The sequence below is a fragment of the Myroides odoratimimus genome (assembly GCF_001485415.1).
GTDB classification, from domain to species: domain Bacteria; phylum Bacteroidota; class Bacteroidia; order Flavobacteriales; family Flavobacteriaceae; genus Flavobacterium; species Flavobacterium odoratimimum.
Map to the genome: position 1 here is coordinate 293,276 of NZ_BCMQ01000001.1, position 13,469 is coordinate 306,744.

13 protein-coding genes and 1 riboswitch are annotated in these 13,469 nt (G+C 32.4%); of the genes, 6 read left to right on the plus strand and 7 right to left on the minus strand.

Features of this window, described 5'->3' with window-relative positions; translation table 11 throughout:
* Positions 1–20: 20 nt before the first annotated feature.
* The 7 genes from MODO_RS01295 to MODO_RS01325 form a co-directional block, all read right to left on the minus strand.
* Positions 21–812: an energy transducer TonB gene (locus MODO_RS01295; protein ID WP_006257576.1), complete on the minus strand. Its 792-nt coding sequence runs from the start codon at positions 810–812 to the stop codon at positions 21–23.
* A 78-nt stretch (positions 813–890) separates the two neighbouring features.
* A complete protein-coding gene (locus tag MODO_RS01300) occupies positions 891–1,373 on the minus strand; it encodes a hypothetical protein (RefSeq protein WP_006257577.1) in 483 nt (160 codons plus the stop codon).
* 86 nt (positions 1,374–1,459) lie between these two features.
* Complete coding sequence (locus tag MODO_RS01305) at positions 1,460–2,260, minus strand: hypothetical protein (RefSeq protein ID WP_006257578.1); 801 nt, start codon at positions 2,258–2,260, stop codon at positions 1,460–1,462.
* Positions 2,257–3,459 carry a M56 family metallopeptidase gene (locus MODO_RS01310; RefSeq protein WP_006257579.1) on the minus strand — a complete coding sequence of 401 codons (1,203 nt, stop codon included), beginning with the start codon at positions 3,457–3,459 and terminating at the stop codon, positions 2,257–2,259. Before MODO_RS01310 ends, MODO_RS01305 begins: the two co-directional genes overlap by 4 nt.
* 2 nt (positions 3,460–3,461) lie before the next feature.
* The gene (locus MODO_RS01315) at positions 3,462–3,830 is read right to left on the minus strand and encodes a BlaI/MecI/CopY family transcriptional regulator (RefSeq protein ID WP_006257580.1); all 369 of its coding nucleotides are present in this window, start codon (positions 3,828–3,830) and stop codon (positions 3,462–3,464) included.
* Positions 3,827–4,252 (minus strand): hypothetical protein, encoded by a 426-nt coding sequence (locus MODO_RS01320; protein WP_036496581.1) that lies wholly within the window; start codon positions 4,250–4,252, stop codon positions 3,827–3,829. The genes MODO_RS01315 and MODO_RS01320 overlap by 4 nt, the downstream gene beginning before the upstream one ends.
* Positions 4,253–4,660: 408 nt before the next feature.
* Positions 4,661–5,869, minus strand: a complete 1,209-nt coding sequence (locus MODO_RS01325; protein WP_006257582.1) for an outer membrane beta-barrel protein — start codon at positions 5,867–5,869, stop codon at positions 4,661–4,663.
* Positions 5,870–6,121: 252 nt separating this feature from the next.
* Between MODO_RS01325 and MODO_RS01330 the strand changes: the two genes are divergently transcribed.
* The 6 genes from MODO_RS01330 to MODO_RS01355 all read left to right on the plus strand — a co-directional run bounded on the left by MODO_RS01330 (position 6,122) and on the right by MODO_RS01355 (position 13,453).
* The gene (locus MODO_RS01330; protein ID WP_006257583.1) at positions 6,122–6,943 is read left to right on the plus strand and encodes a hypothetical protein; all 822 of its coding nucleotides are present in this window, start codon (positions 6,122–6,124) and stop codon (positions 6,941–6,943) included.
* Positions 6,944–7,019: 76 nt separating this feature from the next.
* A complete protein-coding gene (locus MODO_RS01335) occupies positions 7,020–7,460 on the plus strand; it encodes a MepB family protein (RefSeq protein WP_006257584.1) in 441 nt (146 codons plus the stop codon).
* Positions 7,461–7,517: 57 nt separating this feature from the next.
* A riboswitch (cobalamin riboswitch) is annotated at positions 7,518–7,698 on the plus strand.
* A gap of 113 nt (positions 7,699–7,811) precedes the next feature.
* Positions 7,812–9,881 (plus strand): TonB-dependent receptor, encoded by a 2,070-nt coding sequence (locus MODO_RS01340; protein ID WP_006257585.1) that lies wholly within the window; start codon positions 7,812–7,814, stop codon positions 9,879–9,881.
* Positions 9,878–11,014 carry a YncE family protein gene (locus MODO_RS01345; RefSeq protein WP_006257586.1) on the plus strand — a complete coding sequence of 379 codons (1,137 nt, stop codon included), beginning with the start codon at positions 9,878–9,880 and terminating at the stop codon, positions 11,012–11,014. Before MODO_RS01340 ends, MODO_RS01345 begins: the two co-directional genes overlap by 4 nt.
* A gap of 14 nt (positions 11,015–11,028) precedes the next feature.
* Positions 11,029–12,330 (plus strand): hypothetical protein, encoded by a 1,302-nt coding sequence (locus MODO_RS01350; RefSeq protein ID WP_006257587.1) that lies wholly within the window; start codon positions 11,029–11,031, stop codon positions 12,328–12,330.
* A gap of 28 nt (positions 12,331–12,358) precedes the next feature.
* Positions 12,359–13,453 carry a DUF4465 domain-containing protein gene (locus MODO_RS01355; protein ID WP_006257588.1) on the plus strand — a complete coding sequence of 365 codons (1,095 nt, stop codon included), beginning with the start codon at positions 12,359–12,361 and terminating at the stop codon, positions 13,451–13,453.
* The last annotated feature ends 16 nt before the right edge of the window (positions 13,454–13,469 follow it).

The following is a 13,469-nucleotide window of genomic DNA, read 5'->3' on the forward strand; positions in this document are numbered from 1 at the left end:
TGCCCTCTTCTTTGATTTCGTTATACTTCTAATATGGATACATTATTGGTAAATGTAAAGTTCATCTTACTACGAATCGGTTTACCATCATACATAGCTGGGAACCATCTGGTCATCTTTCCTACTATATTCATAAACTCCTCTGACACTCCCTGCTGATGTCTATCATTATCAACTCCTTTAACTTGTGGGCTAGTCATTGTTCCGTCTTTCTCAATAGTCACCGTAATTGTATATTTCAGTCTATCCCCAACAAAATTAGCTTCTCCATTAGGGCCTCTTTTCTTATTATACTCTTTCCAAAAAGCGTCTATACCACCTGGATAAGTCGCCATCTGATATAAGCTATCCTCTTTCTTTGCATAATATACTGGCTTACTATTACCAGATTTGACATCTGATAAATTAATATAAAAAGGTACTGAATATCGTGATGCTATTGCTGTTTTACCCTCTGTAGCAGGCTTCCACTTCTTTAGAGACTTCACTGTACGGACAACTTCCTCTGATATAGATGAGTCTGTAATACCTGGCACAGTAATATTATCTACTTGTCCTGACTCTGTTACTGTAAAATTAATAGTAAAACTAAGTTCTGTCTCTTCTGTCTCTATCTCTTGGTTATTCTTATAAAAGGCTTTTACAAAATCATTCATAAAATGACCTGGATACTTAGCGTGCTTTTTATCTGTCAGAACAGATACTTCATTCGATAGATTATTTGCTACCACTTTATGCATCCCTCCTCCTAACCAAAATAAGGTAGTAGATACAAGTGTTAGTATTACTTTAGTTGTCGTTGTATTGAACATTATATTGTGCTTTTTATTAACAGCTAACTAAGATATCTCTTATAACTATAACAAAAAAGTCCCTACATCACATTGACACTAAATTTCATTAACATCTGCTAATAATATAATTGGTAACGTATACTGTGAAGTAATCTTCTCTCCTTTATAAGAAGCTGGAATCCACGTATCTGCTGTTATCGTATAAATGATCTCTTTTAGCTTATCGTTCTCTTCTGATGTAAAGTTACTGCGCAATACACTGACGCCATTAATAGAGCCGTCTTTCTCAATAGTTAATTCAAAAACAAAGCTAATATTATTACTCACCTTCTTATCAGGAAAAGCTTGATAGAAGTGCTTAGAAAAGTTTATAGATAATTGATCAGCACTCACACGAGAAGCAGCAGGTTTAAACTGTTTATTATGCGTGAATTCAACAGTATCTGTATTGGACCTAGCACATATCAAAGCAGACTTAGGGGTATGCTCATGAATAACTACTCTATCTTGTGCAAACGAGTCCATAACTAAGGTAACGATATAAATAGTGAAGAAGTACTTAAAATAATTAGTTCTCATTTTTTGTTTTAAAAATACAAATTATTCAAGTGCTAGTATAAAAAAACCCGTCTTTTAACGACAGGTTGGATATAAATTTATTCTAATTACGAAGAAAGTACAAAAGGTAATACCTCCTTATTCAGATCATATTCATCTTCTAATAACTCTTTCAGTTTATCACTCTGAAGCATCTGTATAAAAAGAGCACCCTGAGCACGAAGCAATCTTTCTTCTTTATCAATACCAAGGTTTAACTTATAAATACCCCTTATTGAATCTATAAAGTAATTATACACATCATACTGTTCATTTCTAAGATTCTTCATAATGGCATTGAAAGCAAAAGCTTCTACAAAGGGCATACGTATAGCTTCAGTATTTTTAATACTATTTAGCCCTACACACACCCTCGCCGTGTACTCTCCCTTTGGGGTAATATTCTCTATACTAAAGAACTTAACTGCAACATTAAGTACTTCATCCATAGAGATCGTATCTTTTTTACTATTCTTTTTAATTACTTGAGCGTTATACTTCTTTACTAACGGACTAAAAATAGTATCCGACACCATCATAGATAGAACGCTATCTTGTGACAAAGTAATCTCTTTATTCGAAGCAAATGTATTCTTCTCTAAAGGCTCTGAAAAATTCACTACAAGGTAGTTCCAAAACAAACGATGCTTATTAATATACTCTGCTCCCTTCACAGTAGAGTCTACTTCTTTTATAGTTTTATGAAGACGTATCTCGCCTGACGAAAGCTCAACTTTCTCAAGTGCAAGAAAGTTACTGTAATCCTCTAATATCTCTTGTCCCATACTTGTTAGTACACCTCCTAATAAAGTCACTACGCAAGTAACATATAGCTTAAATGATAATAATACTGTTGTTATTGGTCTCATGGTGTTGCTCTTTTAAAAGTTATTGGTAAAGTAAACACTGTGCTTACTACTTCTCCATTCTTCTGTGCAGGAAGCCATTTTGGCATCGTCCTTAAGGTCTTTACGATCTCTTCTCCTACTCCTAGCGGATCTCTTAAAACCACTATATTCTCTAATGTCCCATCCATTTCTACTGTAAACTGTATTACTACTTTAGCTTCACTCTCTTCTGAATAGGGATATGGATCTGTAAAATTTAGAAGAAAGTCATTAATAAACTTATTCATTCCTCCTGGATATTGAGCTCTCGTATCTGTCGCTTGGAACGGTCTACTACTTGTATCTGACGTCACTTTCTGATTAGTTGACTTGGCTTGAATAGCAAGTGTACCCACTAGTAAAAAAAGAATACAAGACAAACTGATCCCTACTCTATTTCTCCATGGACTATTGTTTTTTGTAATCATAATGAATCGCTTCTTTGTCAAGTTAAAGTTGAAAGAGCTCGTTACTTGTAACTCATGCTGTTTATAAGTCTGAGCTAATAATAACTGTAAATATGCTCCTGCTTCCTCTTGTGAAGAAACGCTCGAGTCATCTGCTAAAAACTCATGGTTTAACGCTATACAAGTCTTATAATAATAGAATATTGGGTGAAACCAAAAGAGCACTTTTAGTATCTCTATCAAGATAATATCTAAGCTATGTCTCTGCTGTACGTGTACTATCTCATGTTGCAATATTTTATTGTCTTCTGACACTTCTTCTGTAATAGGAAAGTAAACAGTATTCCTAAACGAGAAGGCATTTGTGATTTGACTAGATAAAACTATCGCTACATCATTGAACTCTATACTAGTTCCTTCTTGTTTTAACCTTCTAATTTTGATAGTTTCGACAACTAACTTAGATAGTGAGAATACTATACCTATCAGATATAACACCCCTATTCCATAAGACCAATCTATAGTAGAACTAACCATCACCTCCTGTTTAGGAGTTTCCATAATGACGTCGTTTAACTCTTCTAAAGTTTGATTCCATGATACCATCTCCACATCTGTAGAAACAGTAATAAACGGTAAGAAAAGTCCTATAAGCAATGTCCCTAGTAGGTAATATCTCTTAAAGTGATGTGCTTTACTATTCTCTAGTACAAGCTTATATATCACTATTGAAGCAATGAGAATGAGTGTGATTTTGGATAGGTATAATAACATAGTTATTTCGTTTTTAACTGTTCATCTACTATTTTTTTTAATTCTTCTAATTCATGTTTACTCATCTTACTTTTTCTAGTAAAAAAAGAAGCAAAACGCAAAGCAGAGTTATCAAAGAAGTTCTCTACCATGACGTTAAGATGTTTTTCAAAGTAATCGTCCTTCGCTATTAAAGGGTAGTACTCTCTAGAGTTACCATAAAGTTTATAATCAATAAACCCTTTGTCAACTAATCTTTTTAATAACGTTGCCACTGTTGTTTGAGCAGGTTTAGGCTCTGGATATTTTTCCATAATATCCTTTGTAAATGCCTTCTCCATATCCCAAATATATTCCATTAGTTGTTCTTCTGTTTGTGGTAGTTTTATCATTCTCGTACAGTTGTAATATGTTCTAATATTCCTTTTTTATAATGCTTTACTTGTATTAATCTCCCCCTTATATCATAGATAAACCAAGATCCTGTATAGTAATAATGTAAACCTTTATTAGTTTTGACCAATACCGTTTTACCGATTGCTTCTACCTTATGATTAGGGTGATAAAAAGTAGTGTGAGCTATAGAATCTCGTATCACTTCTTTTTTATACAGCTTTCCATCTCGCTTATACCTCCATGTCCCTTTCTGAAAACCCTCATTGTCGTATTTCCCACGTTGTACCTCCTGCTTTCCCTCGACTGTACTTTTAAACACCCAACGTCCTACCTTCTCTCCTTCTACTTTCTGATTAATCTTACAAGAACTGAAAGATACAATTATTACAAGACTAAAAATGAATACACTATACTTCATAACACTGGTATTTGTAGATGTTGTTCTACAAATATAGAACACTTCCTTAGAAAAACAAATATTCACATCATTATTTTAAAAATAAGTACATAAAAGATCTATTTCTTATTAGTGTTTATTTCTAAACTAATGATCGTTTTCATTTGATTTGCTAGGGGATTGCTTGAGGGTTTCTTGCACCTTTCTTCGACAAAAGTACCTTCTGGGCAAGAAAACCCCTAGGAATCTCCTAGGAATCTCCAAGAAAGTGCAAGCTGAGCGTACATATCTATTAAATAGATGCTGATGGTATCACGCTAAAAGAACACGATTAAGTTCTAATACATAAAGTCTTTTTAATTGAACTAGAGGTATAAATAAAAAATGAACCATCATAAGATGGTTCATTTCATTATATATCAACATTTTTTAAAAAAAAGAATATCCCAAAATAAATGACATATTACCATAAGATGAATCCCAGTATGAATAATCTTTCAATACATCTCTTTTTGTACTAATTCTATACTCTACAATAAATCGATCATACTTATAACCAATACCGAATACTGCATTATTAGCAGATTTAACATCCAGACTTTTATATGCTTCTGTGTTAGCCTTACTAAACTTAATATTTGTACTAGAAGCAAAATTAAACTGATAAGAAGCATTAATAAATATTCTTGACTTATCATTAATAAAGAAATAATATCTCACTCCAAAAGGTAGTTCAAAAGAATTATAATTCATTTTAATCTCTACTTCACCCTTTTCCTTAAAATTCACATTCTTAAAGGTAGGTTCTACTATTAAGCTCCATTTTTTATTATTAAATGGAAGCGTATACTCTAATTCTACACCAACTCCAAAACCAACTTTACTTCCTAAATTATGACTTTCATTACTAACACTATTATCAAAATCAAAAGTAGAAATAGATACCTGTGGACGCAGACTTAAATGAAGATTATTGCCGTCTTTCTTCTTCTCAAACAATTGTCTTTCATCTCCTTCACAATTATTATATTCCTGAAAGTACTTCGTTAATGGTTTAATTTTATACTCTAAATATTTAATTCTCTTCTTTAAGTCAGTATTACAACTAACGTCCATCCATAACTGACGTTTATAACTATCATTAGTAGCAATATTTCCATTTTCTTTACTCACCTTACTATTTTCCTTAATATACTTCTTATATACTAATGGAATAATCTCTTTATCCTCTTTTTGATAAAAGAATTTACTCTGATTATTATAGTATGTATACAATTTTGCCTTACCATCTACTAATAATTTTAAGAAGACCATTTCTTCCTTGTAGATTGGTAAAGAATCACTAGTCATATTTTGAAGTTTATCACTTGAAATATCAACGTTAACTTTATGTCTTTCATATTTACTCTTATTGAGAATAGAGAACTCTTTAGCATCCGCTAAAAGAATGTTCTCACTTCTAGCATTCTCATCTGCTTTATATAGAAAACTAGTAGGATTATTCATCCAATCAATATTTTTGATCAATCCCTCTACCCGATTACCATTATTATCAACATAATAACCTGGCTCAAAATTAATCTGAGCAAACCCTACTAAAGAAGTAGCTAAAAACAGAAAAACAAATAGTTTACGCATAATTCACACACTTAATAGATTGTTAAACAAATCTAAAAGTAATCAAAATAAAATAATTACTTATTAACATTTTCAAACAAAAACACAAACTTATTTATATTGTCAAATAATAACAGTAGTAATTTCCATAAGATTAGTAAGTTTACTCATTGTTTCTATTCATAAATTAAAAAAGTCGAGAGGATATCATATTAACTATAAGTGTAATCAAACAAAAGTATATCTTTAAGACTTACTAAACACTTACAAATTATGATTAGAAATATTACTTTTTTCACTTATTTATTAGTTGCAATAAGCATAAGTAGTTGCTCCTCAGACAATACAACTGAAAACAACAAAACAATCACTGTATTAGAATCTTACAAAAAAATTACAACAGAAAACAACAATATTTTAATCTCCGAAATAACTTTTGAATACAATAAAAATGGTAATGTAATAAAACATTATACTGTAGATTATTTTAAGAAGAAAGGATATGAAAAGTTATTCTATCTAAATAAGTCAGAAACAAACTATACTTATAATACCTCTAACAAGCTTCTTCATTTAATAGAAAAAGATTCATTAGGAAAAATCAAAGAAGATGATGCTTTAGTATACAATGACAAAGGAATCTTAACTAAAGTACTTTCGAATAAGTATAGCAACTCTAACTATGAATACAAAACGAACAGTAATAATCAAATTTACTATGTATATCCTATAGCTTCAGAAAATAAAAGTAATATAGAATACTTATATGATACAAAAGGCAATGTAACCAGTGTCAAATTAGAGGGTTCTACTCTACCAAGAGAAGAATTTACATATGATGAAGCATATAATCCCTTTAAGGATATGCCTTTAAACTTATCAGTATTAGAATATCGTACTGCATTTTCTCCTATTAGATATAACTATACCCCTTCTAACAATATAAAGACATATAAAGGTGTTTTCTATCCCATAGAGACCAAGGAATATCAATATAATAAAGATAATTATCCAACATATACTAAGAAAATAAATCACAATGAATATATAACTGAAGAGTTTTTTAACTATAAAGCACTTACAGTAGAAAAATAATATGAAATAAAAGAGTTTAAATTTTCTAATGCCAATCATTTATAAACATAATAAAACGATAGATAAATATCATTAAATGCTACCTCATTACTATATAGAACAACTAAATAAAATATTAGGAAACTGTATATCTACTAGTATCTCAGATATACAGTGGGGTATAGAGAAAAATGATTATAACGCTTGTACTTTTACTCTAAATGATAAGAAATTTATATATAGAGAAGCTAAAGTAACACCTAAAAAGGTAGGTTATTTCGTAGCCATTTGGCAACGTGATTATGAAGGGAAGACTATTCCTTATCATATTAAAGATGATTTTGACTATTTTATTATATCTACTCAACAAGGGTACTTTCTATACCCCAAAGAAGAATTAGCTAAACTTAATATCATCTCTACCGAACAAAAAGAAGGCAAAAGAGGAATGCGTGTCTATCCTAATCTAGAGGCTGAAATGAATAAGCAAGCTTTAAAGACTTATCAATCTCACTTGCCTTTTTGGAATAATTTTTAAAGATTCTATAATAAAATACCATTAACAGAATAAATACTTTCCATTAAGCTTTTTTTATATATTTGTAATCAGACTGGTTATCACTGTGATATGAAAAAGGGAATTAGGTGAAAATCCTAAACAGACCCGCTGCTGTAAGCTCATAAATAATAACGAATCTAGTTATCCACTGTCGCATAGATGGGAAGGATATTCGTTATGAGTAAGTCAGAATACCTGCCATTCTAAAATAAGTTTTGATGTTTTCGGGGGATGAAACATAAGGCGTTCTATGATATAGTCATTGGCAACAATGATTTTGACGCATTTATATCTACTCCAAATGTCAAAATCAACTAGCCAAAAACTAATATGACAAAAACAAAATTACTAGTACTAACCACTGTGTTATGTATGGCGAATACTGCTATATATGCGCAGACACCTAAAGACAGTATCACTGCTCTAAATGAGATCGTGATACAAAAAGAAGTCTTTCGAGATCTTATACCTGTACAGACACTAGACGGAGCTAAACTTCAACGCCTTAATAGTTATAGCGTAGCTGATGCTCTACGATACTTCGCAGGAGTGAAGATCAAAGATTATGGTGGTATGGGAGGGCTAAAGACTGTAGACGTTCGTAATATGGGTACTCATCACGTAGGAGTATTTTATAACGGGGTACAAGTAGGCAATGCGCAGAATGGAATCGTAGACTTAGGTAAGTTCTCTTTAGATAATATTGAGACTGTAACACTATATAATGGTCAGCGCAGTGCCATCTTCCAATCTGCTAAAGAGTTTGCGTCTGCTTCTACTGTATATCTACAAACTAAAAAACCTGTCTTCCAAAAAGGAAAGGACATAAATATATCAGCTAAATACAAGGCTGGTTCTATCCAATTAGTCAACCCTTCTGTACGCACAGATATCAAAGTAAACAACAATATTAGCACCTCTATCAGTGCTGAATACATCTATTCTAATGGTGATTATAAATTCAGACAAAAACGCCATAATATAGATGGTTCTGTAGCTTATGATACTATTGGTCATAGGCAGAATAGTGATATAGAGGCGTATCGAATAGAGAATACATGGTTTGGAAAAACAGATAAAGATACTTGGCAAGCTAATTTATATTACTATCAATCAGATAGAGGACTACCTGGTGCTGTTATTAAGAAAAGTGATGTTACTCTTGAAACAGAGAATATCAATGAACGTCAACAAGACAAAAACTTCATGGCACAAGGAGAATGGACTAGATTTGTTTCAGACAGATATCAATTCCAACTCAAAGGAAAATATGCTTATGATGAAATGCATTACTTATCGCGTAAGACGGTAGGCTTCGAAGGAGAAGAGGTAACTTATAATCCACAGTTTGACAATACTTATTTTCAACAAGAATATTATCTATCTGCAGCACACCTGTACAAGCTTACTGATATATGGGATGTGTCTTTATCTACAGATTTACAATACAATAAGTTAAACGCAACACGTAAGGGTCAAGGAACTCCGTTCTCTTATCCAGAACGCTATACATTCTTGACTTCACTTGCTACTTCTGTAAATCTAGGTAAAGTAAAGGCTCAGGCTAATATACTAGGAACATTTACAAAAGAGAAAGTACGTTATAACTTTGAGGCACCTGATCGTCAGTTTTGGGCACCTTCTGTGTTCCTAAGCTATAAACCATGGGACAATGAGAATTTAGTCATTCATTCATTCTATAAGTATATTTATAGACTACCTACATTTAATGACCTTTATTATACCCAATTAGGTACAGCTAACTTAAAGCCTGAAGCATCTAGACAGGTTAACTTAGGTTTTACTTATAACAAACAGTTTCAACAGTCTCTTTTTGAAGAAGTACATCTGTCTGTTGAATCTTATTATGCTAATATTACAGATAAGATTATCGCTACTCCTACTTCTAGTATGATGAGATGGATGATGACTAATCTAGGTAAAGTAGAGAACTACGGAATAGAAACTAACTTAGGTACTACCCTAAAAATCATGGAGGACTTAAAGTTAGGAGTAAATCTAACTTATGAATATACGGTTGCCAAAGACAAAAGCAAGACACTATATGGGACGCCTTCTTATTACGGAGATCAGATACCTTATGCTCCTTGGCATTCAGGGTCATCTATTGTTAGTCTAGATTATAAAGATTGGGGGCTTAACTATAGCTTTATTTATGTAGGAGAACGCTATAATGGAAACAAAAACAATATCAAGCGAAATGAAATACAGCCTTGGTATACGCATGATATCTCCTTACTTAAAAGCTTTAAATGGCGACAATACCACTTTAAAGCAAGCATAGAGGCAAACAATATTGCTAATCAATATTATGAAGTTGTGAGTAACTTCCCAATGCCTGGACGTAACTTCCGTTTCACTTTAAGTTTTGACCTATGAAATTAAATAAAATAATATTCCTTGCTTTAGCATTACTAACATTAGTAAGTTGTCGCAAAGATGAGATGATATTCTTATCCGATAGTTCACAAGTATCTATTCCTGTTTCCACTAATAAATTCAGTGGTTTTTACCTGCTTAATGAAGGTAATATGGGAATGAACAGAGCGTCTATAGACTTATTTGAATATCACAACGGAACGTATACTAGAGATATCTTCTCAGAAAGAAATCCAAACATTACTAAAGAACTAGGTGATGTAGGTAATGATATCAAGATATATGGTACTAAAGCTTATGCTACTATTAACGTATCAAACTTCATAGAAGTATTTGATGTAGAAACAGGCAAACATATTAAGCAAATACATGTACCTAACTGTCGTTATTTAGCTTTTAAAGATGGTAAGGCGTACGTTAGCTCTTATGCAGGAAAAGTAGAGATTAATCCAAATGCAGAACGTGGTTTTGTAGCGGAGATAGATACCTTATCCTTAGAAGTAACTAGACGAGTAACGGTAGGTTATCAACCTGAAGAAATGGTCATTAAAGGAAATAAACTATATGTGGCTAACTCTGGAGGATACCGTGTTCCTAATTATGATACTACAGTATCAGTGATAGACATTCCTTCATTTACAGAAACCAAAAAGATAGATGTAGCCATCAACTTACATCGTATGCAAATTGATAAAGCTGGGGATATCTATGTTTCTTCGAGAGGAGACTATTATAATGTAGAACCTAACTTATATGTAATAGACTCTAACTCTGACCAAGTGAAGCAGAAGCTTGACATACCTGTATCTAATATGACTATGGATGATGACAAGCTATACTACTACGCTACTTCTTATAAACATAACACAGGAGGTAATAATGTGTCTTATGGTATCCTTAATACATTGACAAAAAAAGTTATTACTGATAACATCATCACCGATGGCACAGAAAAACAAATACAGATACCTTATGGAATAGCAGTCAATCCTGAAACTAAAGAAATCTTCATGACGGACGCACAAGACTATATAGGAACAGGTTTTGTCTACTGTTTCTCCCCTGAAGGAAAACTTAAATGGAAGACAACAGGAGGTAATATACCTGCTCATATAGCATTCATTAAAAAATAAACCAATAACTTAATATGAAAACAAAAAGATTAAAACTAAGCCTAATAGCTACTCTATGCTTATCAGCTATTACTTTTTATAGCTGTTCTAGTGATGATTCATCTCCTGGTACTCCGCCAATTGATCCAGTAGTTCCAACTGGTAATGTCTTAAAACTTGACTCTATATATCAAGTAGACCGAAGTAAATTAGTACTAATAAAACCAGAATTAAAACAGTTTACTAACCCTTCTATTTCTTGGAAAGTAATAAAGCTTAATGATATTAGTAAAGACTCTATAATTAGTGACCAACAACAGTTAGACTTTGTAACTCTAAATACAGGAAACTATACTATTGAAATAGAAGCTAAAGATCCTAAATTAAAAATCAATCAACAATTTAATATTATTGTTAACAAAGAAAGTGTAGAATACAAAAAGCATATTACGAAAGTATTTGACTTCATGCCTTCTTATGGCCAATTCACTAATAAACTACCTGTTTATAACGTTGGAGACACAAAGGAAACAATGATTAAGAAGGCTCAAGACGCAATAGCTAAAGATAAAGCTGGAATGATTTCTCTTGGTGGCTTTGGAGGTTATGTAGTATTTGGATTTGACCACACAATTGTTAATGTTCCAGGAAAGAGAGACTTTAGAGTACTAGGAAATGCTTTTTGGGCTAGTGGCAACCCTAATCCAGAAGCTCCTGGTCGTGGAGGAAGTTGTGAACCTGGAATCATTATGGTAGCGTATGACAAAAATCAAAATGGTATACCTGATGAGGATGAATGGTATGAAATAGCTGGTAGCGAATATCATAAAAAAGAGACTATAAAGAATTACGAAATTACATATTACAAACCCGACCCAAATAAAGAACCTGTAAAAGATCCTAGTATCAATTGGGCTACTGATTTAGAATATATAAAATGGGAAGACAACCAAGGTAATAAAGGATGGAAACCTAAGAACACTTTCCACCAACAAAGCTATTTTCCAGAATGGCATACAGGGGACAAGATTACCTTTAAAGGAACTAAGTTAGCCAATAATGCTAAAGATGAAAGCGGACAAGGTTCATATTGGGTATTATATTCATATCCTTGGGGATATGCAGACAACGCACCTAATAATGATGACGAATCAGCCATTGATATCAATTGGGCTGTAGATAAAGATGGTAATAAAGTTAATCTACCAGGTATTGATTTTGTTAAAGTATATACAGGTATCAATCAAGAGTCAGGTTGGCTAGGAGAAGTATCTACAGAAGTAGCTGGTGCTATAGACTTACATGTTGAAGGAACCTCTATTAATACTAGAAAATAATTAATTTCGAACAATACTAACATATATAATGAAAACATACTTTACTAAGTTAAGTTCGATACTATTTTTAGGACTAACTTTACTAACAGCTTCTATATTTACGAGCTGTTCTAATGATGACAATGTCCCTTATGTAATACCTACATTCAGTGGAACAGTTGAATCTGTAACTTTCGATGAAGTCACCATAGATCCTCAACTGAACATTGCTAATGCTGTCTACAGATGGAAAGACAATACTTCAGGAACTATTCTATCTAATGAACAAGTATTAAAGTACACATACAATACTCCTGGAACTAGAAACCTAATTTTAATAGTAGAGCAAGGAAACTCTCATAGTTATTATACTTATAAAGTTGATGTAGCTAAAAGCTATAATTATAACTACATTACATTAGACCTTTCTACTTTCAATCTAGCTAATGGCCTGAATAAACAAGGAGGTCAAATATGGGGTAAGACTTATACTGATAAAGTACTATTACAACATCAGATATTCACCTTCTCTCACACGTCAGAATATCCAAATACTTGGGATGGTTTTACAGTATCTAATGTAAAAGACAATAAAAATTATAACCAAGAAGGATCTGCAGGTTTCATAGAGAACCAATGGGGCTCTATGGCTAAAGGAGGTACACAAGGCGAAGGCACACCTTTTATAATAGGGTATTGGGGATACTATATGAAAGATTGGCAAGCAACACAAGCAGTATTTAATGAAAAGCAATACTCTAATTGGATTAAGATAGGAGAAGCTAAAGACAGTTACAAAGCTGTTAATGTAGATATCTCTAACCATCCATGGCCATATTATGGAAACTTAACAGGAGATTCTTTTGCTAGAAAATTTGTCAAAGGAGACTACTTTAAGCTAATGATTTATGGAGTTGATAAAGACAATAAGATCAACCAAAAACCTGTTACACATTACTTAGCAGATTACAGAGGTGATGAATTAATCATGTCTAAAGATTGGCATAAAATAGACCTATCATCACTTGGTGAAGTAAGTTATTTAGTATTCCAGATGGAGACTACAGATGCAGGAGACTTTGGGCCAAATACATCTGTTTACTTCTGTATGGACAACTTAACAGTTGATAAAATAGATAAATAATTAACTAAAGAACAAC